Here is a 25,020-nt window from a genome sequence, read left to right on the forward strand (position 1 = left end):
GTTCCCGAGCGGCAACGCCCCCGACTCCCAAGCCCGAGCCGGCTGCCCATACTCCAACCGCCCCGGCCTGATCACAGGCAGCGCCGACGCCACGCTCACCCCACTAACCCAGGCGGCGGCCCCCAGACCACCAGCAGCAAGCACAGCACGACGACTCAGCTCAGGCATGGGCGGGCCTCTCAAGAGATCGGGCGAATCCGCACACTTCACGCGCAGATCCGCAGCTCCTGAGCGAGGATGCCGAAAGATAGATCCGATGTCTACCCTTCGCGGCGCCGCAGCAACGCCTCACGATGCGAGATCTGCGTCGTTGACGGCAACTTCCACAAGGTGAACGCAGCAGCCATCAGCTGAGCCGCTCGCTCGGGGCGCAGCCGGCCGTACCCGGTACCGAAGCCAGGCGCAGCAATCCGCGCGACCGGCTCAGCGATCCGCCCCACCGCCAGCAGCGCTGCCCAGAAGGCGTCATGAGCCGCCATGTCGAGCCCACCGACCAGTGGCATCGGCACCCGCATCGTCGGCGCATAGACCAGCCACCGGCAGGAGTCATCTCCCGTGGGCACCACACTGGCCGAACCCACCGGCAGATAGCCGTGGAAGTCGTCTCCCAGCGCTGCCCAGACTGACCGCTGCAGACTGGGCCAGTGCTGGGACAGGGCTCGATCAACACCACCGTCCATCTGGCCATAGCTGTTGCCAGCCGTCAGGACAGCGTCAACCTCGGGCAGCGCGTCGAGGAGCGACCCTTGCCGCACTTCAACCGTGCCCTCGTCGATCTGCGCAGCGAACGCCACCTGCCACGCAGCAACGAGGTCTTCATCTAGATCTACCAGCAGGAGGCGAGTCACGCGCGGATGCTACCTCCCCTGCGGCATCACATCAGGAAGCGACGGCCTGCAGGGTCCAGCGGCCGATCAGGACTGTTGCCAGGGCGCCGACGAGGATGACGACCCCGGCAACGAGGAAGCCGACGCCGATTGGCAGCGCCACGGAGAGCTCACCTGCGGCGATCATGACGGCGGCGGCCAGCGGCCAGATGACGGTGATGCCGATCTTGTGGCGCCGGCTCCAGCTCTTGCCGACCCAGACGAGGATGACTGCGAAGAACCCAGCCAAGAGGCCGAGGCCGATGCTGAACAGCACTGCGGCCGGGTGGATGTTCCAGTCCGCGTCCTCGTCGAAGTGGGATGTGATCGACATCAGGACGCCGAGCAGCAGGAAGCCGTCGGTCGCGCAGAGCGCCGCCAGGCCGGCTACGACGACAGTCCAGCGGTCGGCGAGCGAGCGTCGTACTGGCGCGACCTGCTCACCACGCGCGGCGGCGGCGACCACCTCGGGAGACCCCAGGCGCACGAGGGCATCCCGTACGGCGTCTGCGTCGCCCGTCGACTCGGCCTGTCGCAGATGCTCGGCGATCTCACCGACGATCTCGGACCGCTCATTGGCCGGTACGTCGGCCAGCAAGCGCGAGAGGTCATCGAGATAGCGCCGTACCTCAGCCGTTGCGTCTTTGGTTATACCCATCACGCCGCTCCCATGCCTCACCCGGTTCCTTGCGACACAAGGTACCAGGTGAGGCGGTCGGAGGATCAGCAGTACAGGTTGTCGCCCGGCGAGACACCGAGTCGGCTGGTGAAGTTCTGGTACGCCGTCACCCGGGCCTGGACCTGCGTCGGGTTACCACCGTTGCACTCGATCGACCCGTTGATGGTCCGGATGGTCTGGCCGAAGCCCTGGTTGTTGACCATCGCGTTGTGCGCGGTCATCGTGCCGGCGCCGGTCTGGGTGTTCCAGAACCAGAGCGAGGCCTTCCAGGAGATCGCCGGGTCCTGCTCGACGAGCCAGGGGTTGGTCAGCAGCGGCAGCCCGAGCGCATCCCCGGCCGCCTTGTAGTTGAAGTTGTGGCTCAGCTGGAGCGGGCCACGGCCGTAGTACGCCGACTGTCCGGCCGGGCAGCCGTACGGCAACTCCGGGTGGCAGTAGTTCGGGTACGCCGCCTCGTTGATCTCCTTGATGTAAACCAGGCCACCGGTCTCGTGGTTGACATTGGCCAGGAACGCAGCGGCTTCGCGCTTCTTGGTCGTGTCGTCACCGGTGTTGGCGAATCCGGGATACGCGGAGAGCGCATTGATCAGCCCGGCGTACGTGTAGAAGCTGTTCCGGCTCGGGAACATCTGGTTGAACACGGCCTCACTGACCGGGAATCCTCCCGGACCAGGCGGATTGGTGCCACCGCAGTTGTAGGGGTCCCAGTACCAAGTGCTTTCGGTCGGCGAATAGCCCGGATTGTCGTGCTCGGCAATGTAATAAGCACCCTGGAACTTCACGATGGCGCCGGTCGCGTAGAACTGGCCCTGCACCCAGTCGGGGTAGTTGCAGTTGGCCGGCGGCGGGGTGTCGCCACAACTGGTGGGATCCCAGTACCAGGTGCTCTCGGTCGGCGAATAGCCCGGATTGTCGTGCTCGGCAATGTAATAAGCACCTTGGAACTTCACGATGCTGCCGGTCGTGTACCACTGGCCCTGCACCCAGTCGGTAAAGGTACAAGCCACTGCGGCGGTCGTTTTGGCCTCGGCTGTCGAAGCCACGAAAGTTCCTGGAATCAGCAACGCGGCCAGTGCCATCAAAAAGACAAGAGTTCTCTTCACCAGCGTCTCCTCAGTAGGGGCGGTTACTCGGAGCACAGAAACCCGGAGGGGGTTCGGCAGCTACCAGATTTAGCACCCATCGCCGACTAAAGAAAGATCTCAGCGAAAAGACTGTGGCGACGTCGGGAACGCGAACAGCCGCCGCGGACCGGAGTCCACGGCGGCTGTCGGGAAGGACCGGTCAGTCGATCTCGGCCATGACCTCGTCGGAGACATCGAAGTTGGCGAAGATGTTCTGGACGTCGTCGCTGTCCTCGAGCGCGTCGATCAGCCGGAAGATCTTGCCCGCGCCGTCGGCGTCGAGATCGACCGTCATCGACGGCACGAAGGAGGCGTCGGCCGACTCGTAGTCGATGCCGGCCTCCTGCAGGGCGGTCCGGACCGTGACCAGGTCGGTGGCCTCGCTGATCACCTCGAAGGACTCGCCGATGTCGTTGACCTCGTCGGCGCCGGCCTCGAGGACGGCCTCCATCACGTCGTCCTCGGAGTAGGACTTGCCGTCCTGCTCCTTGTTCACCACGATGACGCCCTTGCGGTGGAACAGGTACGCGACGCTGCCCGGGTCGGCCAGCGAGCCGCCGTTGCGGGTCATCGCGGTCCGGACGTCGGCGGCCGCGCGGTTGCGGTTGTCGGTCAGGCACTCGATCAGCATCGCGACACCGTTCGGGCCGTAGCCCTCGTAGGTGATCGCCTGCCAGTCCGCGCCACCGGCCTCGGCGCCGGAACCACGCTTGACCGCGCGGTCGATGTTGTCGTTGGGAACCGACGACTTCTTCGCCTTCTGGACCGCGTCGAACAGGGTCGGGTTGCCCGCGAGGTCACCGCCGCCGGTGCGGGCCGCCACCTCGATGTTCTTGATCAGCTTCGCGAAGAGCTTGGCGCGCCTCGAGTCGATGACCGCTTTCTTGTGTTTCGTGGTGGCCCATTTGGAGTGGCCTGACATCGCGAACCCAACCCTTCTACCGCCGACAGCTGATCGCCGAACAAAACCTAGAGCCCGCGGACCAGCTCGGCAAAGTAGCCGTGCAGCCTCGCGTCCCCGGTCATCTCCGGATGGAACGACGTAGCCAGCAGCTGGTCGTGACGAACCGCGACGATCCTACCCGTGGCGGGGCCCGAGCTCACGGTCGACAGTACTTCGACGTCCGGTCCGACCCGTTCGACCCACGGTGCACGGATGAACACACCGTGGTACGGCGTCTCGAACGCCTCGAAGGCCAGGTCGACCTCGAACGAGTCGACCTGCCGCCCGAACGCGTTCCGCCGGACCGTCACGTCGAGCCCGCCGAGCGTCGCCTGACCGGCGATCCCGCCGGTGATCTCGTTCGCGAGCAGGATCATCCCGGCACACGTCCCGAAGACCGGCATCCCGTCCACGATCCGCTTCTGCAGTGGCTCGAACAGCTCGAACGTCCTGGCCAGCTTCTCCATCGTGGTCGACTCACCACCCGGCAGCACCAGCGCATCCACCTGCTCCAGCTCGGACGGACGCCGTACCGGCTGCGCCTGCACCCCGACCTGCTCCAGCATCGCCAGGTGCTCGCGCACGTTCCCCTGGAGTGCGAACACTCCGATCAGAGGCTTGCTCACAGCACTACCCGCCTTTGCCAGTCCAGGGTGACTTCGATCCGGCCTTCGTCGAAGGTGGCCGGCAGATTCCGCTCGTTCAGCAGCGCGAGCACGTCCTCCAGCAACGGCTCCCCCGGCGCCACATTGGCGGTGTCCGGGTGCCACACCTTCAGCTCCAGCATCCCGAAGTCCACTGCGTGCCACACGTCGGTGTCGGTGAAGAACACCAGCCCCTGCGGCTCAGTGGCTGCCTCCAGCACCTGCCGAGCGTCATGGTGGTCTGCGGTGTAGCGAACGACGACTACACCCAGCGCCTCCAGCTCAGCCAGCACCGCCTCCAGCCGCTCCGGGTCGGTCACCTCCGGCCAGCCATTGGCGTCCTCGGCCACGTCCATGACCGCCTCGCCGATCAGCAGCGGGACCAGCGCGGCCGCGTCCATGTCCGGAGCGTCTTCCGCAACAGCCTCGGTCAGCGCAGCAGTGATCGCAGCATGGTCGGCGTACCCCGACCGGACCAGCACCCGAGCCAGCCCACGCAGCTCCCGGGCTGTCCGCTCGTCAACCATCATGCTGCTCAGCCTAGTCGAGGCCGGAGACGCTCCGAGAAGGAATGAAGTCCGCCGAGACAGGCTGTCGGCATGCGCCCGATCCAAGTACTGATTCGCGCTTCGGACCCGATCGTTCGCGCGGGGATCGGCGCAATGCTGAGCACCTGTGCCGAGATCGCAGTGGAGGCAAGCGGGCCTGCGGATGTGATCGTCCTCGCTGAACGGACTGTGGGCGCCGGGCGGCTGCACGCGCTCAACGAGCATCGGCCAGCCAGGTGTGTGGTGGTCACCGACCGGTTCGACTCGGGCAGCGTTCTCCTGGCAGTACAGCTCGGTGTGAAGAGCGTCGTACCGGCGGCGTCGGCGACTGCGGCCCTGCTGGTCGCCGCCGTGACCGGAGCGACCAGAGGCATCTCACTGATGCCCCCTGATCTACAGGCGGCACTCCTGCGCGAGCTTGACCAAATGCTTCAAGCGAACGGGCTGTCGATGGCACTACTCGACTCCCGCGAGCGGGAGGTACTCAGCTCGGTCGCGGACGGGCTGAACGTCGTCGAGATAGCCGCCCGCATCGGCTGCCCGGACCGGTCTGTCCGGAACACACTCCGCGGCGTGCTGGACCGACTGCACCTGAACAACCCGTCGCATGCCGTCGCATACGCCTTCAGGTCAGGTGCCTTGCCGGTCCCGATCGGGCACGCGGCTCGCTAATAAAGGGAACTTCCGTTCCCCCGGCGAGTGCACCGACTGCTTACTAGGCGTTAGCGACCCCGAGCGGAACGGAGTGGACAGATGCGCATCCTGCGACTGCTCTTCGTGATCGCGGTCATCGCAACGGTCAGCTCCTGTGGCATCTCGGCGACCGGTGGCTGGCATGGCGAGGTGCCCGGCGAGCACCAGCGCAAGGACACCACCATGCCTGCGCAGTACGGCGCGCTGTACCCGGCGGACATCAAGATGCTCGTAGCCGTCGCCCAGGCCGGCCTGTGGGAAGCGCCAGCGAGTGCGGACGTCGCACTGCGCAGCAGCAACCCGGCGGTGCGCAAGGTCGCGGAGCAGCTCGACAGGGAGCACCACGTGCTTCACGAGGACAACATGGCCGCCGCCGACCGGCTACAGATCCAGCTGCCGCAAGCCCCGACACCGCAGCAGCAGGCCTGGCAGGACGAAATCAGGGCGGCCACCGGGGACAAGCTCGACCGCCTGTACGTCAACCTGGCCAGGGCCGCGCACGGCTCGGTGTACATGGCCATCGCGACGGTCCGGTCCACGACGCAGAACGACGTCATCCGGTCGATGGCAGCGATTGCCGAGACCTACGTCTCCCGCCACATGGCGCTGCTGGAGAGCACCGGACTGGCCACCTCCGACGCATTGGCCGTGCACTCCGGAACAGATGCGCAGTACCAGTCGATCCCAGCACCCGCGGACCTCGGACGCGGCATCGCAGTGGCCTTAGCGATCGGGCTGGCGACGCTGCTCCTCGTCCGGCTGGGCTCACGGGTGCGGCCGGCCGAGGTCGCCGAGGAAGACGAGGCGGCGGCGCGATGGGACTGATGAGTCTGCCGGAGGCTGTCGTTGCCGCCGGCTTCACCGGCAACGACAACGGCGTACGAAGCGTGGTCGCATTCTCAGCACGGCTGGCCTACCTGACCATGTGTTTGACGCTGTGCTGGGGCATCTTCACCGCAACCGGCTGGATCCGCCGCTTCACCGGCCACCAGGCACTGCGCAGTGGTCATGCCATGCTCGCCACCTTCACTTTGGCGACGGCCACTGTGCACGGCTTCGGCTTCATGTTCCTGGACGAGCAGCTCGTGGTCGGCGCCCAGGTCGTCGTCCCCTTCCTGAACGGCTATGTACGGCACGCGCTGGGCATCATCGCCTTCGACCTGATGGTGGCGATCATGATCACGTCGGGCATGCACCGGCTGTTCCGCTACCGGAACTGGTTGCGTTTCCACCAGACCGCCTATGTGGTCTTCGTTCTCGGAGTTGCCCACGCCTGGTGGGGCGCCTGGGCGAACGGCAACTTCGAGCTGCTGTGGCTGGCCGGTCTGACCATCTCTGCCCCCGCGATCGCACTGCTCGCGGTCCGCTTCCTGCCGGCTCGGGCACTAGTGCGGATCGGCCTGATCGAGGGTGACAACGCCTCCGCCGCCCCGATCGACAAGGCGGCCCCGCTCAGCATCAGCGTCGACAACCAGCGGTGTCACCGGTACGGCTTCTGCCAGTCCGAGGCGCCGGACGTGTTCCAGCTGGGTGAGGACGGCCGGCTCGCCTACCGGCAGAGCCCAGAGGTGTCACGGAACCTGGACGTGATCTCGGCAGCGCGGTCCTGCCCGATGCGAGCCATCGAGATCGTGGGGAAGGACTCATGAACGACCTGCCGCGGATCGTCATCGTCGGAGCCGGTATCGCCGGACTCTGTTCCGCAGAACGCCTGCGGGAGCTCGGGTTCGACGGCGAGATCGTCATCATCGGCTCCGAGTCGACGCTGCCGGTCTATCGCCCGTCGCTGTCCAAGCAGTTCCTCACCGGCGAGCTCGGAGCCAAGGACGTCCTCACCGCCCCGGCGGACGACCTCGGCCTGATCTGGCGCCTGAGCACCACGGTGTCGCAGCTGGATCCGCAGCGCCGCATCGTCCATCTGCCCGGCGGTGAAGAGCTCGAGTACGACGGCCTGGTCATCGCGAGCGGGGTCGAGTCGCGGCGGCATCCCGGCGGACTGAGCGGGCATCCGCGTGCCGCCGTGATCCGCACCCGCGCGGACACCCGGCGGTTGCGTCAGCTGCTCGACGGATCACGGGAGCAGATCGTTGTCATCGGCACCGGTTTCATCGGCTGCGAGGTCGCGTCGAGCCTGCGTCACATGGACCGCCCGGTCACCCTCGTCGGCCGGGCGAGCATGCTGATGAACAACCTGCTCGACACTGACCTGGCCACCCGGCTGACGGATCTGCACCGGCGCAACAAAGTCCGGCTGGAGCTCGGCACCAAGGTGGAGACGTGGGCAGGCAACGCGTCGCGGATCGACGTACGGCTGTCGAGCGGCCGAAGCCTCAGTGCGGCCGCCGTGATCGTCGCGGTGGGCTCGATTCCGGCCGTGGCCTGGCTGCGGGATTCCGGTGCCACGCTGAACAACGGTGTGGTGTGTGACGCGACCTGTCATGTCGAGGGCATGGAGGACGTGGTCGCCGCCGGCGACGTCGCGTCCTGGCCGAACCTGCGCTTCGAGACCACGCCGCGGCGCGTCGAGCACTGGACGAACGCGATCGAGATGGGGCGCGCCGCAGCCGAAAGCCTGCTCAGCGGCCGGGAGTCGGCATCGCCGTTCACACCGATCCCCCGCTTCTGGTCCGAGCAGCACGGTCTGCGCATCCAGGCGGCGGGCATGCCCGCCGTCGGCAGCCAACGGGTGTCGCTCGACCCGGCGGCCACGACGCAGCGGTCGCTGTCCGGCTATCTGTCCAACGACGAACTGGTCGGCGTCATCGGCTTCGACCGTTCGGTTGCCGTCCTCAACTACGCCAAGGAGCTGCAGAACAAGGCCCTGGTGACCCGGGTGATCAAAGAAAGGAGTCCGTCGTGCGGCTGAACTCACCAGTTCTCGTTGCGGTGCTGGCACTTCTCACCGGCCTCGCCGTCGGCGTCGCGCAGTCGCCCAACTGCACGTCGCTCACCACCACCATCAAGGTGCTCGTCGCGGACTCGGCGCACCCGGTCCAGCTCAGTGTCCCGCTGCCCTACCGCGAGCCACCACGACCGCTGCTGGCACCGGTTCCCGCCGCCGAGTTCGACTCCACCTGGCCGCTGGCGGGACGCGGAATCGGCCACGGCACCGACCACGCCGCGGAGGACCGATGACTGCGATTCGGTTCGGTGGCTGGGCCGACTACCGCGAATGGGCCGAGCGCGACTTCCGCGACCGGGCCCCGGCCGAGGAGTCCGGCGATGTTCGGCAGGTCGCGATCGTCGTCGAGGCGCTGACCGATCTGGTGCCGATCAAGGTGTTGCTGGAGGAGACGAGCGCTGGTGCGCGCAACGGTTGCCGGATGCCGTCGAACGGCCTGGCGCCGACCGACGGGCCGGACCCGGCCGCCGACCTCGCGGACTCGTCGATCATCCGGCCGTACGTGCGGTCGGGAGGCCGGTCGGAGGTCAAGTACAACCTCGAGTTCGAGACCTTGGTCGAAGCCGCCCGCCCCTACGCTTCGCTGCCGATCAAGGACCTGACCGAGGACCAACGGCACATCTGCCGGGTCTGTGTGATGCCGCAATCCGTGGCGGAGGTCGCGGTCGCGATCTCGGCCCCGTTGGGGCTGGCCCGAACGATCATCAGCGAAGCCATCGACAGGCAATACCTACGCGTCCACCAACCAGTGGCCATCGTGGACGGACTGCCGCCGGCCGAGCTGCTGCGGCGGGTCTACTCCGGCCTGGCCCGGCTGTCGGCCACCCGATGAGCACAGAGTCGATGAGCGCCCGGAGAGGAGGTCTTGTGAGCAAACAGTTCGTATTCGCCACCCTGACCCTGACGCAGATCGTGCTGGTAGCTGTCCCGGCCGTGATCCGCACCCCGGACTGGCTCTGGCTGGCGGCTCTGCCCGCTGCCGTCTGCGTCGGTGCCGTCATGTTCGAGTACGGGCGACGGCTGTCGCGAGCTCAGCAAACCCTGTACGGCGAGGTCGGCGCGCTCGAGGAGGCGTGTGCGACCGCGTTGCAGTCGTCGGCCGATCACGAGGACCTGCGACTGGGCTATACCGAGGTGTTCGTCAACATGTTCCGCCGTACCCAGACCTTGCTGCAACGCCAGTTGCAGGTGATCGAGCGCCTGGAGCAGGGCAACCGGACACCGGAAGACATGCATCTGTTCTTCCAGCTCGACCACCTCGTGACGCGGATGCGCCGCAACAACGAGAACGTACTGGTGCTGGCCGGAACCGAACTGGTGCGAGCCACCAAGAACCCGGTGACGATCGCCGACGTGTTCCGCGCGGCGATGTCGGAGGTGGACAAGTACCAGAAGATCCGGGTGCTCGGTACGCCGTCGGTCCGTGTCTCCAACACCGCCGCGGGCGACCTGATCCGAATCATCGCCGAACTGCTGGACAACGCGACGGCCTTCAGCGCGCCGGACAAGGAAGTCACGATCAACGCCGAACTCGGGCGGCACCAAGGACTGTCGATCGGCGTGTTCGACAACGGGATCGGGATGTCCGACGAGGACATCCGCCGAGTCAACGACCAGCTGAAGAAGCTTGGCTCGCTGGAGATCGCGCGCTCGCGCCGGGTCGGGCTGTTCGTGGTCGGCCGGCTCGCGGGCCGCAACGGCTTCAAGGTGGAGCTGTTCGGCGGCGACGACGTCGTGGGTGTTTCGGCGCTCGTGTCGGTGCCGAGTTCGGTCCTGCTCGAGGAGGACGCCGTCCGCGCGACGCTGCCGGGCGACCGGCGAGTCCTCACCGGCGCGCGGCAGGCGAGTTCGGCAGTAGCGGTGCGGACGACCCTCCGGCGAACCGGTACGACGCACGCCGGCCAGAACGAGCAGTCGAGTCCACGCCAGATGTCGTCCTGGTACAGCAGGTCGCCGTCGTGGCGAACCGAACGGGACCCGGTGGGGACCGACCGCATCGACCAGACACATGCCGACGTACCGGAAGTGCTGCCGATGCGGGTGCCCGGCCAGCGGGTCGCCGAACTCGCCGCCGAGCCTGAGGAACCGGAGGAGCCTGAGGAGCCGATGGAGCCGATGGAGCCCACGCCCGTTGACGGCCAGGACACCCGAGTGCCGTCGCGATGGTTCAAGGCCGGCGGCGACCTCGCCGTACCGGCTGAGCCGCCACCGCCGGAAGCCGAGGAGCCCAACTCCTACACCTATACCGACGACGGTCTGCCGATGCGGCAGAGCGGCGCGCACCTGCAGGCCGCGATCGCGACCGACGACCAGGCACCGGACGAGCCGGAGCAGGTCACAGCGGTCGAACGTGACCCGTCGCAGCTGCGGCGGAGGTTGTCCAGCTACCAGCTGGGTGTTCGGAAAGCCAAGGAACAAGAGGACCTGATGCGCGGCAGACAACAGCACACCGGCGGTTGGACCGTGTTGGAGAGGAAGGAAACGAAATGAGCGGAGAGCCGAAGCAGGAAGCGATGACGTACGAGGAGCTCGTGAACGAGTCGTCGTGGCTGATCAACGATTTCGTGGACCGCGTCCCCGGTGTGGCCCACGGGGTCACGGTGTCAGCGGACGGGCTGCTCCTTGCGGCCTCGGGCACGCTGCCCGAGGACCGGGCGGACCAGCTCGCCGCGGTGTCGTCGGGCTTGCTGAGCCTGACCGAGGGCGCGGCCCGCTGTTTCGAGGCGGGCAACGTCCGGGAAACGATCGTCGAGATGGATGCCGGAACCATGCTGCTGATGGCGATCAGCGACGGGTCCTGCCTGTCCATCCTGGCCGACCCCGGCTACGACATCGGCCAGATCGCCTACGAGATGGCCCTGCTCGTGGACCGGTTCAGCCGCCAGCTCACGCCGGGTGAACGCAGCGACGACGCGGCGACGGTGCCCGCCGGTTCCGCTGCGAACTGACGGACCGGAACGGAGAGGAACGCGCGATGAAAAGACTTGAATTCGGTCCGATGAAGAAGGCCGGCTCGATCACCTCGACGAAGATCGTGGTGGCCGGTGGGTTCGGGGTCGGCAAGACGACGTTCGTCGGGGCGGTCTCCGACATCGAGCCGCTGACCACCGAGGCGATGATGACGGTGGTCAGCAACGAGCTCGACGACACCACCCGGATCCCGGACAAGGTCGCGACCACGGTGGCGATGGACTTCGGCCGGGTCGCCCTCGACGACGACCTGCTGCTCTACCTGTTCGGAACTCCAGGCCAGGAACGCTTCTGGTTCATGTGGGACCACCTGGTCCGGGGTGCGCTCGGCGCGGTGGTGCTGGCCGACACCCGGCGGTTGTCGGACTCGTTCAGCTCGATCGACTTCTTCGAGAACCGCAAGATCCCGTACGTCGTGGGTGTCAACACCTTCGACGGGATTCTGCACCACCCCCTCGAACACGTCCGGCGTGCCATGGCGATCAATCCGGCCGTCCCGGTCCTGCGCTGTGACGCCCGCGACCGCGGTGAGGTCCGGCAGACGCTGCTCGAACTGATCGGGTACGTCGTGCAACGCGTCGAGCAGGCTGCCGAACCGCTGAAGGTAGGACTCTGATGGCACGAGAAGTAATCGCACTGGACGTGCCCACGTTCCAGGAACTGAGCAGGACCAGCGATGTGATGGTCATCGACATCTCCGCCGAGTGGTGCAGTCCGTGCCAGGCGTTCACCGACGTGTTCCGCCACGCCGCCTCGTCGTACGAGGACGTGGTGTTCGCCTCGGTCGATGCCGACGAGCAGCACGAGCTGGGCGCGGCGTTCAACGTCAAGACGATCCCGACTGTCGCGGTGCTGCGGGGCGGCGCGCTGATCTTCGTACACGAAGGCTCGCTGACCGAACAGGCGCTCGCCGACGTGATCCGGCAGGCCCGGGCGCTCGACGTCGAGAAGGTCCGCCAGTCCGTTCGCACACCTTCTTCATAACGGAAAGGAGACTCTGCCATGGCATTGGAAGTCGGTTCCCGGGCTCCGGACTTCACGTTGGAGGACAACAAACTCCGGCCGGTCACGTTGTCCTCGTTCATCGGCGACAAGAGCGTGCTGCTGATCTACTACCCGCGCGCGTTCACGCCGATCTGCAAGGGCGAGCTGTGCCAGATCCGCGACGAGATCGAGCTCTACCGCAACTACAACATCCAGGTGCTCGGCGTTTCGGTGGATTCACCGTTCAGCCTCGACGAGTGGGCCCAGAAGCAGAAGTACCCGTTCCCGTTGCTGTCCGACTTCTGGCCGCACGGCGAGGTGGCCACGACGTACGGGACGTTCAACGACGGTGCCGGGGTGGCTAGGCGGGGCACGTTCCTGATCGATGCCGAGGGCATCATCCGGTTCGCCGAGGTGCAGCAGGCCGACCAGGCGCGCAACCAGACGGCGTGGAAGGAAGCGATCGCCACCTACCTCGAGCCGAAGCAGCTCGGCGTGGGGCTGACAGTGCCCACTGCGGTGGGCAGCTGGATCGATCTGCCATCAGAGACCGCGTGAAGTCGTCGCGTCAATACTGTCGGTCACGGGAACGACGACAGGAGCGACAGATGAACCTGGTCCAGGTCGGCGTATGTGCAATCGATCCGATCACGAAGGCGGGCGTGGCCAACTGCCTCGCGGCCGAACCGGACCTGATCGTCGTTCCGCAGCAGCAACAACTCCGCGCCGAGGTGGTCGTCGCCGCGTTCGAACGGCTGTCGACTGCTGCTCTGCAGGAGATGCGGGCCAGCGCCGCCGAGGTCCGCCGGCCGACGGTGCTGCTGATCAACGAGATCAAGGACGGCGATCTGCCGACGGCTGTGGGGTGTGGTGTCGTCGCGATCCTGCCCCGGGCTGCGTGCGTGGACGGCCGACTGGGTAGGGCTGTGCGGTCCGCGGCGGCCGGTGGCGCGCACCTGCCGCCGAATCTGCTCGGTCAGCTCGTCGAGCACACCGAGCGGCTCTACCGCGAGGTGCTCGAGCCGAGCGGACTGGCCGGCGTCGGCCTCGACCCACGGGAGATCGAGGTGCTCCGGCTGATGGCGGACGGTCTCGACACCATCGAGATCGCCCGCAGTCTGTCCTATTCGGAGCGCACCGTGAAGAAGATCATCTTCGCGATCACCACCCGGTTGCGGGCGCGGAACCGGCCGCAGGCCGTCGCCTACGCGCTGCGGGCCGGAGTCATCTGATCCGGCGGCGTGCTGTCGTAGAGCGCGCGCCGTTGCGCAGGGTGGGTGAACGTGAGGAACCCGCCGACGTCTGCGAGCACCTTCGCGCGAATCGCTTCGTCCAGTACGTCGACAAGTTCCGACGGCCGGCGGCCAACCGCAGCGGCGACTTCACCAGCGGTGAACCGCATCCCGAGCACTGCGGCCGCGCGCAACGTCTCCAGGGCAATCCCGGACAGCCGGTCGAGCCGCGCGGTCAGCGCCGCCACGAGCACGCGTTCGGCTGCTGCGGCGCCAGCGTCGTCGTACAGATCAACTAAGCCGTTGCTGGTGCGGATGGAACCGTCGCGGACCAACGTCGCGATTGTCTGCCGCAACACGAGCGGGTTGCCCAGCGCAGTAGTGGCGAGTGCCCGCAGGGCCGGTCCCGGTGGCACGCCGATCACCTGGTGGATGAGCTGAGCACAGGCAGCCCGGCTCAGCGGCCGCAACGGCATCAGTACGGCGTCGCGCGCGGTCAACGCCCGTCGCAGTCGCGCGAAACCTGGCTTGTGCTCACCCGATCGGCAGGTCGCGATCATCAGCAACGGTAAAGATCTGCTAGCCATGGCCAACAGATCCCACCCGAGCAGACTGGCCTCGTCGGCCTCGTGCAGATCGTCCACGACAAGCACGAGCGATGCGCTTGCACACAGTTGCTCAACGCGCTTCAGTACGTCGCTCATGGCGATCGAGGCGGTGGGCTCCAGGCCCAGTGCTCGGATCAGCACACCGAGCGGCTGTTTGTCGTCGGCCACCGCCCACGCGAGGTGACACGAGCTCGGCGCAACGGAGGACAGCAGCGCCGACTTCCCGATCCCCGTCTCGCCCTCGACGAGCACCACGCGTCCGCGTCTGGTTCTGAGCTCGCCGATGCACGACTTCAGCTTCGCTATCTCGAGCTCCCGGCCCGCCAACTGGGACCGGGTAACTCCCCCGGGAACGATCGAGAGCAGCTCACGCTTCGACCGGCGGCCGACATGCGGTTCCGGCGTCGCGAAGGCTGGATCGCCGGCCAGCAACTCCTGGTGCAGGCGACGGATCGCCGTACCGGGTTCGACCCCGAGGTGCTCGCGCAGGACGGCGCGTAGGTAGGCGATCCGGTCGAGCGCCTCCATCCTGCGTCCGTCGCGCTGCAGTGCGATGATCAGCGACTCCCACCCCGACTCGCGGAGTGGATGTTCGTGCACCAGCGCTTCGATCTCGGGGACCAGGCCGTTGTGCTCCCCCAGCGCGAGCATGTTCTGGATGCGCTGCTCGACCATCACGAGTCGTTCCTCGCCGAGTTCGGCACGCCGTCGTTCCGCGTAGGGACCGGGCAGCCCGCCGAACGCCTCACCGCGCCACAGGGCGAGCGCGGAGTCCAGTTGCTGCACGGCCGCTTCATGATCACCGGCCGCCCGCCGTTCGTTCGCGCGCTCCTTCAGGCTGCCGAGCGCGGCGAGGTCGGTGCTGTTGCGCGGCAGCTGCAGCCGGTAGCCAGGTGGCTCCGAGACCAGCAGCTCACCACCGGACCAGCGCGCACGTTCCGGCTCCAGTAGCCGGCGCAGACCGGAGATGTAGGTGTGCACGTTGCCGTCGACACTCGCGGGCGGTGCGGATCCCCACACGCCGTGGATCAGCTCGTCACGGCCAACAGGCCGACCGAGGTTGTCCGCCAGTACGGCGAGGATTGCCTGCCGACGAGCCGGTCCGAGCTGGACCTCCTCGTGTTCCAGCCGGACCCGCAGATGACCCAGCAGGTCGATCCGCACCAGCGTGTCAAACATGGTCGGCGGCATGGCCGAAACGCGTTGCAGGCTTCGCGAACAAGGCCGCGTACGTCGCCTTGCTCGCGAGCGGCATCGCATCCGATGACATGATGCGGCCGAGCAGGGTCGAGGCCAGTCGGGGTGTTCGGACCACGAGAGCGGCCGCGTTCGCCGTCAGCCAGTCGTTCAGCCACAAGCTGTTGTCGACGGGGGCATGCATCAACTGCTCGGCAACCCGCTCCGCCGGTACGGCGGCTGCTGCCCACACCTCGGCGAGTTGGCGATGAAGCGAGCCGCGGATCGCTGCGGCGTACCGGCCGTAGTACGCGCGCTGGATCATCTTGTGGCGTAAGGCGAACGCATCGCCGGACATCGTGAGGTAGCCCCCGGCAACGGCTTCGGCGACCACCGCTGAGACCTCGGCGGCCGGTAACGCCAGCGCCGCCGTGATCTCGACGAGGGTGAAGCTGTCGCCGCACAACGAAGCCCAGCCCAGCAGATCCCGCACCGGCTTGGGCAGAGCGCGCGTGTGATCGGTGATCACGTCGGCAATGGTGCAATGGTTCGGCGGCGGTCTGAGGCCGAGGAGCTCGGCTTGACCATCGCCGATCACCAGTGCGTCGCTGCTGATCAGGTTCTCGATGAGAACCTCCAGCAGCCAAGGGCTTCCCGCGGCCTGCTGGGAGATGCCTCGCAAGGTCGGGCCCGGCGAGGCATCAGCGAGCGCGGCGACCAACTCCTCGACCGCGTCGTCCGCCAGCGGTCCTAGCGTGATGACCTCGGCGTGCGGAAGTAGCGCCGTACGGGTTTCATCGATCTCCGGCCGGGTGGGCATCGGCCGCAGTGCCGCAACCATCAGCAAGGGCACCGTTGCGGTCTCGGCGGCCAGCCGCTGCAGGACCTGCAGACTGGCTGGATCCGCCCACTGCAGCTGATCGACGACCAGGATCAGCGGTCCGTCTGCACACAACTGGCGGACAAGGGTGAGCACTCCTTCACTACTGGCGGAGTCGTCGGACGCGCGGACAACGGCCGCCAGGGCGGCCCGGCGCGGATCCGGCGATAACCGGGTCACGTCCAGCGCATCCACGAGGGCACGCAGGGGAACCCCCTGCCCGAGCTCGTCGGCGGTCGTCCAGGCGAGCTGGCAACCCTTCACGCCTGTGACCGCTTCAGCCAGCAATGCCGTCTTGCCGATGCCCTGCTCGCCTTCGAGCCAGACCACTCCGCCGGTGCCCTGACTGACCGACCTGACCGCGGCACGGAGCGTTGCGCCTTCCGCCTCCCGGCCGATCAGGCCTCGATGGACGGCCCGAATTGGCTTGGAGACAAGGGGAATCGGCCGGGTCACCCCAGGGACGCCGTCGACCGTCCAGCACAGTGCGGGATCGTCGCGCACGATCTTGTCGTTGAGCGAGATCAGCTGGCCGCTGGGCTCGGCGCCGAGGCTCTCGATCGTTGCGCTGCGCAACCGTTGGTAGACGCCGATGGCTGCCTGCCGGCGGCCGGTCAGGTAGAGGGCCTGCATGACGAGCCCGTGCAGGCCTTCCCGCAAGGGGTGTTGCTTGGTCAGATCGTGCAGGTCGTCGATGAGCAGGTGCGGCCTGCCCGCGTTGAGCAGCATCCGCGCGCGCCGCTCCACAACGTCGAGCTTCAGCCCGACCAGCCGGGCCCGCTGCCGGACCGCGAAGGGGCCGGGAGCACCGTCCAGCGCATCGCCGGACCACAACGCGAGCGCGGCGTCGAGCGCGACCAGCTCACCGGCGGTGTCCCGGTTGTTGCGGCAGGCCCGCGCTTGGTCACGCAGTTGCTGAAAGTGATCGACATCGACAGCACCGGCGGGCAGCGTCAGGCAGTATCCCGAGCCGGCCGACGTGAGCAGGGTGCCTTCGGAACGCGGCGGTCGATGCGGCTCAAGGGACGCTCGCAGGGCGGAGATGTGGCTGTAGATACTGCCCTGAGCGCTCGCGGGCGGTTCGTCACCCCAGACGCCGTCCACCAACTCGCTCTTGCTGACCGAGTGACCGGCCTGCAGGGCGAGCACTGACAGCACCGCTTTGCGCTGGGCGAATCCGAGCTCGACCTCGCCGGCGCTTCCCCACACCCGCACGGGGCCGAGCAGCGTGATCCGGACCTTCGGAATAGTCATTTCCGTACCCTTCCGACGTAGTCAGGAGGACAAGGCATCAGGCTAGTAGGCGAACAAGACAACAAACCGAACCCTGTGGTGGCCGGTCACTACTCTGTGGACCCTTGGTTGCCGACGGCATCCAGCCGGATCACGATCGCGGTCTTGCCCGAAGCCGGCGGGCGCCTTACGGTAGTCGGCAGTTGAGAAAAACACAGCGTTGGTTTTATTCCCTCCCCCGCCCCCTGAGGTGAACCCGCATGACACGATCCTGGATCGGCCGGCGCGTCGTACTCGCTGCTGCCGTGGTGCTCGCGCTGTCCCCGCTCGCACCCGCAGCGGCAGTCCCGCCCAGCACCGACCTCGCCGTACCGGCCGCCCGTTCGACGGGTGCGGAGGTCGTCGGCGTCACCAAGGTCGCGGACCGGTTGACGGACCTTTCGGTCCGGTCGCCGGCGCTCGGGAACCGCGTCGTCAAGGTTCGGCTGCTGACACCGGACGGGTGGAGCCCGCAGAGCCGGCAGCACTGGCCGACCTTCTGGCTACTCGCCGGCTGCTGCGGGGACTACACATCCTGGTCGGGGACCGACATCGCGACGATCGGCAGCCTGCGCAAAGTGCTCGTGGTGATGCCGGAGGCCGGCTGGAACGGCTGGTACAGCGACTGGTGGAACCACGGTGCGGGCGGCGACCCCGCCTGGGAGACCTTCCACACCGTCGAGCTCCGCCGGTTGCTCGAGAAGAGCTGGGGAGCGAGCAGCAACCGGGTGGTGGCGGGGCTGTCGATGGGCGGCCAAGGCGCACTCCTGTACGCCGCCCGTCACCCCGGCATGTTCCGCGCCGCAGCGGCGTACTCCGGTTCGACGCACCCGCTGCTCGACGCCGAGTCGGTCAACCGGATCCTGGGATTCTTCGGCGGCCAGGGCGATGATCCGCTGCGGGTCTGGGGCGACCCGGTCGCCCAACGACGTATCTGGGAAGCGCACGACCCCTACTACCTCGCCTCGAGGCTCAGATCGCTCCCCATCTACCTGTCCTGCGGCGACGGCACCGCCGGCCCCTTCGACCCACCCGGCAAAACCGACGCCCTGGAAGCCGATTTCAATCGCCAGAACCACGCACTGGCCACCGCCCTCACCCGAGCCGGCGCCAAGCACCTGACGACGAACTTCTACGGTCCTGGCACGCATGGCTGGTCCTACTGGCAACGGGAGCTCCACTCGTCGCTCCCGATCCTCCTCAAGGCCCTGAAGGTCCGCTGATCACCGAGGCTTCACTCGCTTGGTTGGGATCGCGCTGAGCGGATCTTCGGGCCAGGGGTGACGGGGGTAGCGGGCTCGGAGGTCGGCCCGGACCTGGGGATAGCCCTGTTTCCAGAACGAGGCCAGGTCACTGGTGATCGCGACTGGGCGCCGGGCTGGTGACAGGAGGTGCAGGACGACCGGGACACGGCCGTCTGCGACGGTCGGCGTTACCGTCCAGCCGAATACCTCTTGCAGCTTGACGGCCAGGACGGGTGACTCGATGCCGTCGTACGCGAGACGCACTTCGGAGCCGGAAGGGACGTGGAGCTTTTCCGGCGCGAGTTCGCCGAAGCGGGTTGCTGCCGGCCAGGGCAGCAGGCGCCGGAGCGCCGCGGTCACGTCGATGCGGCCGAGGTCGCGCGCGCCTCGCACCGAGGCAAGCTCGGTCCCCAGCCAGTCGTCGAGGCTAGCCAGGAGGGCTTCGTCGTCGACTGCGGGCCAAGGGGCGCCGAGGTGGGCGTGGCAGAACGCGAGTCGCTCGCGCAAGGCCAATGCGGCCTCGGACCAGCGCAGTACGGACAGGCCGCTGCGCCGGATCCCGTCGCGGACGGCAGCCTGGACGAGCAAGCGGTCGGGCTTGGCCAGCGGGAGGTCGTTGAGAACGATCGCCCCGAGTGCCTCAACGCGGCGAGTCACAATCCGGCCGTCGTCCCAACGGATCTGGTCGGTGGTCGCCACGAGATCACCGGCGATGTCACGCGCGGTCTGCTCATCGATCGGCGCCGCGGAACGGATCCTGGCATCGGCCCGCCCCGGTGCCCGGTCGGCCACCGCGATCGCCAACCAGGGCGTGGTCCGCAACGGCGACTGCGGATCGAGCGCAGCACCCGTCCCACCAGACATCTGGTACGTCGTCGAGTCCGCCGCCCGAGCTCGCGCGATCCGATCCGGATACGCGAGACCCACCACAATCCCCGCCGCCAAATCATCCGGTACGACGCGCGTCCCCGGCTCGCGGTTGGCCGTCGTACCGCGGGTGAGGCGCTTGGTCTCTTCTCGCCAGCGGGCAGTGGCTCCGCGGTCGTCGCCGCGGCGGAGGGCTCGCCAGCGGGCCGGCAGGTCATCGCCGAAGTCACGACCGGAGTCGTCGGAGAGCATCGCGACCACTTCGCGGGCCCGGTCGGCGCCGACCCGTGGTGTCCCGTCCAGCAACGCCCGAGCCAACCGCGGATGCGCCCCGACCGCGGCCATCCGCCGTCCACGCTCGGTGATCCGGCCGTCGTCGTCGATGGCATCGAGGCGGCGCAGCAACTCGGTCGCCGCGGTCATCGCAACCACCGGCGGCGCCTCGAGCAACGTCAAACCCTCACCAGCAGGTGCACCCCAGGCCGCAAGGTCGAGGGCGAAAGCAGCCAGATCGGCGATCGCGATCTCGGGCGCCGGATGATCGTCGAGATGCGCGTGATCGGTCGCCGACCAGCACCGGTACACGCGCCCAGGAGCCTCCCGCCCGGCGCGACCCGCACGTTGCTCGGCCGATGACTTCGATACCCGGCAAGTCACCAACGCCCCGAGACCACGGGACTGATCGGTCCGCGGCTCCCGCGCCAGCCCCGAGTCGACCACCACCCTGACCCCGGGGACTGTCAGCGAACTCTCCGCGACCGACGTCGTCACCACGATCCGGCGAGTGCCCGACGCGGCCAGCGCACGATCCTGCTCAGCTCTGGACTGGCGACCGAACAACGGCAGCACGTTCTGACCGGCCAACCGCCGAGTCACCCCGTTGATCTCGCCCTCCCCCGGCACGAACACGAGGATGTCGCCTTCGTTCTCCGCGAGCGCACGCTGGACAACCGCCGCGACATGATCCAGCAGCCGCGGATCAACCCGCCCACCTGGCAGCAACGGCACCGGGACCGGCGGCGGAGCCCACTCGATCGCCACGTCGAACAAAGCAGCAGACGCAGTGATCACGGGCGCCGCACCCAAGGCACGACTCAGCCTGACCGTGTCCGGCGTGGCCGAGGTCGCCACGATCGCCAAGTCGTCGCGGAGATTCGCCCGGATGTCGAGGCAGAACGCGAGGAGCAGATCCGCATCGAGGTGCCGCTCATGACACTCGTCGATCACAATCGCGGCCACGCCCGGCAACTCCGGGTTCTGCTGGAGGCGCCGTACGAGGAGGCCTGTGGTCACCACCTCGACCTTCAGGCCTGCGCCACCACTGCGCTCACCGCGCATCGCATAACCGATGCGCTGCCCCAGCGGCTCGCCGACCAGCATCGCCAACCGCGCCGCGGCCGCGCGGGTCGCCATCCGCCGCGGCTCCGCCACGATGATCGTGCCGCCAAGCGCATCCCCCAGCGCCAGCGGCAGTAACGACGTCTTGCCCGACCCAGGCGGCGCCACCAACACCGCCGTACCGTGCGAACGCACTGCGTCCACCGTCGCAGGCAGCACCGCCCGCACAGGCAGGTCCGCCCCCGGCACCGACGTCTCAGGCAACAACACGCCTAGACGCTACTTGGTCACCTTCGCCACGAAGGTCGTCAGGTTGGCTTCGAGACGCGCAATCTTCGCTTCCACCGACAGGGTCTCTTCCAGACCCGGCTCGGACGCCACCTGCTTCTTGCCGCGGACGTAGAGCGAGCAGGCCAGGTCAGTACACAAGTACTCCCCCACCGTGTTGCCCTGCCGACCGGCGACACCTGAGCGCCGAGCGGCCATCAACGCGACGCCGCCACCCGTCCGAGTCGTCTTGCACAGCGAGCACATGCTCCGCGAGGTAAAGCCCCGAGCAGCGCCTTTGGCCGCCTTCAGCGTAATGCCGGTCAGCGTCCCGTCTTCACGTTCAGCGACGATGTAGCCGCGATCGGGGGCGCCGGCGTCGCGCCAGCCGAGGAAGTCCAGATGCTCCCAGGGCAGTGTCTCCAGGTCCTTCGGAACCGCCAGCCGCTTCGCCTCACCCTGCGAGCAGTTGACGAAGGAACGACGAATCTCGCTCTCAGTGATCGGCTTCATAGCTCGACGATAGCCAGCCTAATCCTTTTAGGCAAATTCTTTAAGCTATTAGCGACCGATGGTGCAGCCTGCTCCACCAAGGATCGTGCAGGCTGCCGGATCGTTCGGGCGGGCGAAACAGAACAAGCTGCTGCCATGACAAACCACCGCACCACCTCCACCCGTACCAAGCTCGCCGCTGCGGCAGTCGCCGCCGGTCTCGTGACGGCCGCCGTGGTGACCGCCACTCCGCCGGCCGTTGCCGATAGCAACCTTGTCGCCTCCCGGCCGAGCAACGCCGTCCAGCGCGACCTGGACCGGCTCGTCAAGGACTCCCACTTCCCCGCCACGCTGGCCGCCGTACGGGATCGTGATGGGCGGACCCGCAATTACACCGCCGGTGCCGGGGACCTGAAGACCAAGGCGAAGGTTCCGGTCGACGGGCAGGTCCGGATCGCCAGTAATACCAAGACGTTCGTCGCCACCGTCGTTCTGCAATTGGTTGGCGAGGGCAAGATTGCGCTGGACGAGCCGATCGAGAAGTACCTGCCGGGAATGGTTCGCGGCAAGGGCATCGACGCGAACAAGATCACCGTCCGCCAGCTGCTGCAGCACACCAGCGGTCTGGCCGACTACGACCAGGACCTGGTCACCGATTATCTGACCGTGCGGCACACCTACTTCGAACCGCGGGAGCTTGTCGATGTGGCGCTGGCTCATGGATCGCAGTCTGCTCCGGGCACGAAGTGGAGCTACAGCAACACCAACTACATCATCGCGGGCCTACTGGTGCAGAAGGTGACCGGGCGTCCGCTCGGCGAGGAGATCACCAAGCGGGTGATCAACCGGATCGGGCTCCAGCACACGTACTGGCCGGCCACCGGGGATCAGACGATCCGCGAGGACCACCCCAAGGGTTACTGGATGACCGAGCCGGGCAAGCCGCTGGTCGATGTCACCGAGCAGGAGACTTCGCTGGCCTGGGCCGCCGGAGCTCTCATCTCGACTCCCAGTGACCTGAACAAGTTCTTCAGCGCGCTGATCGGCGGCAAGCTCCTCAAGCCCGCCCAGCTCGAGGAGATGCTCACCACCGTTGAGGCGCCGGATGCCAGCGCGCGCGGCGCTGCGCGGTACGGGCTCGGAATCCAGACCTTCAAGCTGAGCTGCGGCGGCTTCGCCTGGAGCCACGGCGGCGACGCCCCGGGCTACGAGACCCGCAACGCCATCACCACCGACGGACGCCGCCAGGCCACTGTCGCGGTCACGACGCTCCCGACCACCCTCGAAATGGCCGCTGCCGTCGAGAACGTCGTCGACGCCGCGATCTGCCGGTAGTCCCGCCGCATCACCCTAGGCGGCCTCGTCGGCGTACACCATCAGGGTGGATCCGCCGATCGCGAGGGCAATGCCGAGGAATCCGTAGACCGAGGGCACGGTCTGATAGACGGCCAGCGAGAGAACGATCGTGAGCACCGGCGCGAGGGCGTTCGTCACCGGCGCCACGACGGCAGCCTTGCCGCGCGACAGCGCCATGACGAGGAACAAGGCCCCGACGGCGTTCAGCAGCTGGGTGCCCAAGGTCAGGACGGGCGCCTGCCAAGGGGCCCCACTCGGGAACGAGCCCATCATCAGCCAGGCGACCGGAACAAGCAGCAGACCGCTGACGGTCATCCATGCGAAGGTCGTCGCGTCGTTCACCCCGACGTTGGCGGCCTTCTTCATGAAGAAGGCTTGGATGCCCCAGGCAACCATCACGATCAGGGCCAGGAACAGCCAGGAGCCGCCGGCGTTGTCGCCGGAACCGCTGCTGATACTGAACAGCACGATCGAGGCCAGGGCCGCGATGACGCCGACGACGACCAGCCCGCGGATGCGCTCGCGCAGGATGAAGACGGCCATCAGGACCGTGATCGCCGGCGAGATCGAGATCAGCGGGAAGATCAGGTACGCCGGTCCGAGCGTCAGCGCCTTGAACAACACCAACTGACCACCCGCGCCGGACAGTCCCACCAGCAGGCCGTAGAACGCCGCGACCGGCCGCCGATCGAGAGTGCGGCCGCGGATCGCGAAGTACGCGGGGATGAGCATCGTGAAGGCCCAGAGGATGTAGACCATCTCGTTCGGATAGCCGTACTTCGAGGTCGGGGTGCCCGAGAAGGCGCCCCACACACCCCAGAACAGCACCAGCAGTCCGGCGTACGGGACCCACTTCGCCCCGCCGACGCGCGCCACGACACCGATTCGGTCACTCATCATTGCCTCCGCCGACTTCCTGCAACGTGTGCACACTCTCGGCACTCAACGGGTGGCCGGCCAATCGCGCCGCATACAAGGCCGCGCCGAGCACCGGCGAGACGATCGGGTCGCGCGGCTCCACCGACGTATCGGCCAGATCCGCCAGGAACGCCGTACGGACCTGGTCGCTGGCGAAGACTCCACCCGACCAGGAGACGGGGACGACCTGGCCGGATGGGAACCCGAGTTGGGCCACCGTGGATTTCACCAGTCCCGCGAGGGCCCGTCCGGCCGCGGCGAGAATCGCCGTACAGGCTTCGTCGCCGTCGGCCGCCGCAGCGGTGACGACTGGCGCAAGGGATGCGATCCGGGCCCGGTCGCCCTGCCAGCGGTTCAAGACGACATCGACGAGGTCGAGATCCGTCCCGAGCTGCAGGTGCTTGGCCAGCAGCGGGCGCAGCGGGCCTTCGGCCAGCCGGCCGTCGGCCATCTTCGCGAAGGTATTCAGACCCTGGATCGCGATCCAGTACGCCGATCCCTCGTCGTCGAACAGTTCGCCCCAACCACCGACGCGCAGCCCGCGACCGTCGTACTCGCCGTAGGCCATCGACCCCGTCCCGCCGATCACGTTCACCCCGTCGACCGCACCCAATGAGCCGGCCCAGCCCGCGACCATGTCGTTGTCGCAGCCGTATCGCTGATGCCCGAGGACCTGCGCGGGAATGGCGTTCAGTGTCTCTACGTCGCTGCTGACCTCGCCGTACCCGGGCAGCCCGACGAACGCGTAGGCGATCTGGTCGGGCCGGATACCGGCCTGGGCGCAGACAAGACCGACGCCGGAGCGCAGGACGTCGTCGACCAGGTCGATACTCCGGCCCAGGTAGTAGCAGCTCGGTGCCGTCGAGGTAGCGAGCAGTTCGCCCGCACCGCTGATCAGCGCGAACGCCGTCTTGGTACCGCCGCCGTCGATCCCCAGGTACACACCGGGGTCATCGACAGGAGAAGGGGAATCGGACACGATCTCTCCATCGGTCACGAGGTGCAACCCCGCCTCGG

26 protein-coding genes are annotated in these 25,020 nt (G+C 67.5%); 14 read left to right on the forward strand and 12 right to left on the reverse strand.

Annotated features, from left to right (window positions below; translation table 11 throughout):
• Positions 1 to 260 precede the first annotated feature (260 nt).
• From E1263_RS06985 to E1263_RS07010, 6 genes are all read right to left on the reverse strand, one after another.
• Positions 261 to 848 (reverse strand): macro domain-containing protein, encoded by a 588-nt coding sequence (locus E1263_RS06985; protein ID WP_132166349.1) that lies wholly within the window; start codon positions 846 to 848, stop codon positions 261 to 263.
• 31 nt (positions 849 to 879) lie between these two features.
• A complete protein-coding gene (locus E1263_RS06990; protein ID WP_132166350.1) occupies positions 880 to 1,524 on the reverse strand; it encodes an HAAS signaling domain-containing protein in 645 nt (214 codons plus the stop codon).
• A gap of 65 nt (positions 1,525 to 1,589) precedes the next feature.
• On the reverse strand, positions 1,590 to 2,648 hold the full coding sequence (locus E1263_RS06995) for a glycoside hydrolase family 19 protein (protein ID WP_238161109.1): 1,059 nt from the start codon (positions 2,646 to 2,648) through the stop codon (positions 1,590 to 1,592).
• 181 nt (positions 2,649 to 2,829) lie between these two features.
• Complete coding sequence (locus tag E1263_RS07000; RefSeq protein WP_132166351.1) at positions 2,830 to 3,591, reverse strand: YebC/PmpR family DNA-binding transcriptional regulator; 762 nt, start codon at positions 3,589 to 3,591, stop codon at positions 2,830 to 2,832.
• Between the two features lie 47 nt (positions 3,592 to 3,638).
• Complete coding sequence (pdxT, locus tag E1263_RS07005) at positions 3,639 to 4,238, reverse strand: pyridoxal 5'-phosphate synthase glutaminase subunit PdxT (RefSeq protein WP_132166352.1); 600 nt, start codon at positions 4,236 to 4,238, stop codon at positions 3,639 to 3,641.
• Entirely contained in the window at positions 4,235 to 4,786 is a 552-nt protein-coding gene (locus tag E1263_RS07010; protein WP_238161110.1) for a DUF6891 domain-containing protein, read from the reverse strand. The genes pdxT and E1263_RS07010 overlap by 4 nt, the downstream gene beginning before the upstream one ends.
• A gap of 69 nt (positions 4,787 to 4,855) precedes the next feature.
• Between E1263_RS07010 and E1263_RS07015 the strand changes: the two genes are divergently transcribed.
• The 12 genes from E1263_RS07015 to E1263_RS07075 all read left to right on the forward strand — a co-directional run bounded on the left by E1263_RS07015 (position 4,856) and on the right by E1263_RS07075 (position 13,585).
• Complete coding sequence (locus tag E1263_RS07015) at positions 4,856 to 5,476, forward strand: helix-turn-helix transcriptional regulator (protein WP_132166353.1); 621 nt, start codon at positions 4,856 to 4,858, stop codon at positions 5,474 to 5,476.
• 81 nt (positions 5,477 to 5,557) lie between these two features.
• Positions 5,558 to 6,322, forward strand: a complete 765-nt coding sequence (locus tag E1263_RS07020) for a DUF4142 domain-containing protein (protein WP_132166354.1) — start codon at positions 5,558 to 5,560, stop codon at positions 6,320 to 6,322.
• On the forward strand, positions 6,313 to 7,146 hold the full coding sequence (locus tag E1263_RS43545) for a ferric reductase-like transmembrane domain-containing protein (protein ID WP_238161111.1): 834 nt from the start codon (positions 6,313 to 6,315) through the stop codon (positions 7,144 to 7,146). The genes E1263_RS07020 and E1263_RS43545 overlap by 10 nt, the downstream gene beginning before the upstream one ends.
• The gene (locus tag E1263_RS07035) at positions 7,143 to 8,363 is read left to right on the forward strand and encodes an NAD(P)/FAD-dependent oxidoreductase (RefSeq protein ID WP_132166355.1); all 1,221 of its coding nucleotides are present in this window, start codon (positions 7,143 to 7,145) and stop codon (positions 8,361 to 8,363) included. Before E1263_RS43545 ends, E1263_RS07035 begins: the two co-directional genes overlap by 4 nt.
• Positions 8,354 to 8,632: a hypothetical protein gene (locus E1263_RS07040; protein WP_132166356.1), complete on the forward strand. Its 279-nt coding sequence runs from the start codon at positions 8,354 to 8,356 to the stop codon at positions 8,630 to 8,632. The genes E1263_RS07035 and E1263_RS07040 overlap by 10 nt, the downstream gene beginning before the upstream one ends.
• Entirely contained in the window at positions 8,629 to 9,231 is a 603-nt protein-coding gene (locus E1263_RS07045; RefSeq protein WP_132166357.1) for a DUF742 domain-containing protein, read from the forward strand. Before E1263_RS07040 ends, E1263_RS07045 begins: the two co-directional genes overlap by 4 nt.
• A 35-nt stretch (positions 9,232 to 9,266) precedes the next feature.
• Complete coding sequence (locus E1263_RS07050) at positions 9,267 to 10,889, forward strand: sensor histidine kinase (RefSeq protein WP_165956529.1); 1,623 nt, start codon at positions 9,267 to 9,269, stop codon at positions 10,887 to 10,889.
• Positions 10,886 to 11,347 carry a roadblock/LC7 domain-containing protein gene (locus E1263_RS07055; RefSeq protein WP_272949650.1) on the forward strand — a complete coding sequence of 154 codons (462 nt, stop codon included), beginning with the start codon at positions 10,886 to 10,888 and terminating at the stop codon, positions 11,345 to 11,347. The genes E1263_RS07050 and E1263_RS07055 overlap by 4 nt, the downstream gene beginning before the upstream one ends.
• Positions 11,348 to 11,373: 26 nt before the next feature.
• Positions 11,374 to 11,985 carry a GTP-binding protein gene (locus E1263_RS07060; protein WP_132166359.1) on the forward strand — a complete coding sequence of 204 codons (612 nt, stop codon included), beginning with the start codon at positions 11,374 to 11,376 and terminating at the stop codon, positions 11,983 to 11,985.
• Positions 11,985 to 12,353 (forward strand): thioredoxin family protein, encoded by a 369-nt coding sequence (locus tag E1263_RS07065; RefSeq protein WP_132166360.1) that lies wholly within the window; start codon positions 11,985 to 11,987, stop codon positions 12,351 to 12,353. The genes E1263_RS07060 and E1263_RS07065 overlap by 1 nt, the downstream gene beginning before the upstream one ends.
• A gap of 18 nt (positions 12,354 to 12,371) precedes the next feature.
• Positions 12,372 to 12,911, forward strand: coding sequence for a peroxiredoxin (locus tag E1263_RS07070; protein WP_132166361.1), 540 nt, complete (start codon positions 12,372 to 12,374; stop codon positions 12,909 to 12,911).
• Positions 12,912 to 12,961: 50 nt separating this feature from the next.
• The gene (locus tag E1263_RS07075) at positions 12,962 to 13,585 is read left to right on the forward strand and encodes a helix-turn-helix transcriptional regulator (protein ID WP_132166362.1); all 624 of its coding nucleotides are present in this window, start codon (positions 12,962 to 12,964) and stop codon (positions 13,583 to 13,585) included.
• On the opposite strand, the gene E1263_RS07080 is transcribed toward E1263_RS07075, so the two are convergent.
• Both E1263_RS07080 and E1263_RS07085 read right to left on the reverse strand, forming a co-directional pair.
• Positions 13,558 to 15,372, reverse strand: coding sequence for an ATP-binding protein (locus E1263_RS07080; RefSeq protein ID WP_165956530.1), 1,815 nt, complete (start codon positions 15,370 to 15,372; stop codon positions 13,558 to 13,560). The genes E1263_RS07075 and E1263_RS07080 overlap by 28 nt on opposite strands.
• On the reverse strand, positions 15,365 to 17,503 hold the full coding sequence (locus E1263_RS07085; protein WP_132166364.1) for an ATP-binding protein: 2,139 nt from the start codon (positions 17,501 to 17,503) through the stop codon (positions 15,365 to 15,367). Before E1263_RS07085 ends, E1263_RS07080 begins: the two co-directional genes overlap by 8 nt.
• A gap of 239 nt (positions 17,504 to 17,742) precedes the next feature.
• Between E1263_RS07085 and E1263_RS07090 the strand changes: the two genes are divergently transcribed.
• On the forward strand, positions 17,743 to 18,744 hold the full coding sequence (locus E1263_RS07090; RefSeq protein ID WP_132166365.1) for an alpha/beta hydrolase: 1,002 nt from the start codon (positions 17,743 to 17,745) through the stop codon (positions 18,742 to 18,744).
• Here E1263_RS07090 and hrpB read toward each other — a convergent pair whose 3' ends face one another.
• The gene (gene hrpB / locus E1263_RS07095) at positions 18,745 to 21,240 is read right to left on the reverse strand and encodes an ATP-dependent helicase HrpB (RefSeq protein WP_132166366.1); all 2,496 of its coding nucleotides are present in this window, start codon (positions 21,238 to 21,240) and stop codon (positions 18,745 to 18,747) included.
• A gap of 9 nt (positions 21,241 to 21,249) precedes the next feature.
• Positions 21,250 to 21,750 (reverse strand): FBP domain-containing protein, encoded by a 501-nt coding sequence (locus E1263_RS07100; RefSeq protein ID WP_132166367.1) that lies wholly within the window; start codon positions 21,748 to 21,750, stop codon positions 21,250 to 21,252.
• A 135-nt stretch (positions 21,751 to 21,885) separates the two neighbouring features.
• Here E1263_RS07100 and E1263_RS07105 point away from each other — a divergent pair, with 135 nt between their 5' ends.
• Entirely contained in the window at positions 21,886 to 23,064 is a 1,179-nt protein-coding gene (locus E1263_RS07105) for a serine hydrolase domain-containing protein (protein ID WP_132166368.1), read from the forward strand.
• Positions 23,065 to 23,079: 15 nt separating this feature from the next.
• On the opposite strand, the gene E1263_RS07110 is transcribed toward E1263_RS07105, so the two are convergent.
• Together E1263_RS07110 and E1263_RS07115 are read right to left on the reverse strand one after the other, a co-directional pair.
• Positions 23,080 to 23,982 (reverse strand): DMT family transporter, encoded by a 903-nt coding sequence (locus tag E1263_RS07110; RefSeq protein ID WP_132166369.1) that lies wholly within the window; start codon positions 23,980 to 23,982, stop codon positions 23,080 to 23,082.
• Positions 23,975 to 24,982: an N-acetylglucosamine kinase gene (locus tag E1263_RS07115; protein WP_202868762.1), complete on the reverse strand. Its 1,008-nt coding sequence runs from the start codon at positions 24,980 to 24,982 to the stop codon at positions 23,975 to 23,977. Before E1263_RS07115 ends, E1263_RS07110 begins: the two co-directional genes overlap by 8 nt.
• Positions 24,983 to 25,020 lie beyond the last annotated feature (38 nt).

This window comes from Kribbella antibiotica (assembly GCF_004349055.1).
In the GTDB taxonomy this organism is placed as follows: Bacteria; Actinomycetota; Actinomycetes; order Propionibacteriales; family Kribbellaceae; genus Kribbella; species Kribbella antibiotica.

Excerpts from the sequence above, each read along its gene's own strand:
- E1263_RS07060 (WP_132166359.1), top strand. The coding sequence starts at position 11,374 with ATGAAAAGACTTGAATTCGGTCCGATGAAGAAGGCCGGCTCGATCACC.
- E1263_RS06990 (WP_132166350.1), bottom strand. The coding sequence starts at position 1,524 with ATGGGTATAACCAAAGACGCAACGGCTGAGGTACGGCGCTATCTCGAT.
- E1263_RS43545 (WP_238161111.1), top strand. The coding sequence starts at position 6,313 with ATGGGACTGATGAGTCTGCCGGAGGCTGTCGTTGCCGCCGGCTTCACC.
- E1263_RS07080 (WP_165956530.1), bottom strand. The coding sequence starts at position 15,372 with ATGTTTGACACGCTGGTGCGGATCGACCTGCTGGGTCATCTGCGGGTC.
- E1263_RS07055 (WP_272949650.1), top strand. The coding sequence starts at position 10,886 with ATGAGCGGAGAGCCGAAGCAGGAAGCGATGACGTACGAGGAGCTCGTG.
- E1263_RS07090 (WP_132166365.1), top strand. The coding sequence starts at position 17,743 with ATGACACGATCCTGGATCGGCCGGCGCGTCGTACTCGCTGCTGCCGTG.
- E1263_RS07100 (WP_132166367.1), bottom strand. The coding sequence starts at position 21,750 with ATGAAGCCGATCACTGAGAGCGAGATTCGTCGTTCCTTCGTCAACTGC.
- E1263_RS07105 (WP_132166368.1), top strand. The coding sequence starts at position 21,886 with ATGACAAACCACCGCACCACCTCCACCCGTACCAAGCTCGCCGCTGCG.
- E1263_RS07035 (WP_132166355.1), top strand. The coding sequence starts at position 7,143 with ATGAACGACCTGCCGCGGATCGTCATCGTCGGAGCCGGTATCGCCGGA.
- E1263_RS07110 (WP_132166369.1), bottom strand. The coding sequence starts at position 23,982 with ATGAGTGACCGAATCGGTGTCGTGGCGCGCGTCGGCGGGGCGAAGTGG.
- E1263_RS07075 (WP_132166362.1), top strand. The coding sequence starts at position 12,962 with ATGAACCTGGTCCAGGTCGGCGTATGTGCAATCGATCCGATCACGAAG.
- E1263_RS07000 (WP_132166351.1), bottom strand. The coding sequence starts at position 3,591 with ATGTCAGGCCACTCCAAATGGGCCACCACGAAACACAAGAAAGCGGTC.
- E1263_RS07070 (WP_132166361.1), top strand. The coding sequence starts at position 12,372 with ATGGCATTGGAAGTCGGTTCCCGGGCTCCGGACTTCACGTTGGAGGAC.
- E1263_RS07085 (WP_132166364.1), bottom strand. The coding sequence starts at position 17,503 with ATGACTATTCCGAAGGTCCGGATCACGCTGCTCGGCCCCGTGCGGGTG.
- E1263_RS07045 (WP_132166357.1), top strand. The coding sequence starts at position 8,629 with ATGACTGCGATTCGGTTCGGTGGCTGGGCCGACTACCGCGAATGGGCC.
- E1263_RS07065 (WP_132166360.1), top strand. The coding sequence starts at position 11,985 with ATGGCACGAGAAGTAATCGCACTGGACGTGCCCACGTTCCAGGAACTG.
- E1263_RS07015 (WP_132166353.1), top strand. The coding sequence starts at position 4,856 with ATGCGCCCGATCCAAGTACTGATTCGCGCTTCGGACCCGATCGTTCGC.
- E1263_RS07020 (WP_132166354.1), top strand. The coding sequence starts at position 5,558 with ATGCGCATCCTGCGACTGCTCTTCGTGATCGCGGTCATCGCAACGGTC.
- E1263_RS07010 (WP_238161110.1), bottom strand. The coding sequence starts at position 4,786 with ATGATGGTTGACGAGCGGACAGCCCGGGAGCTGCGTGGGCTGGCTCGG.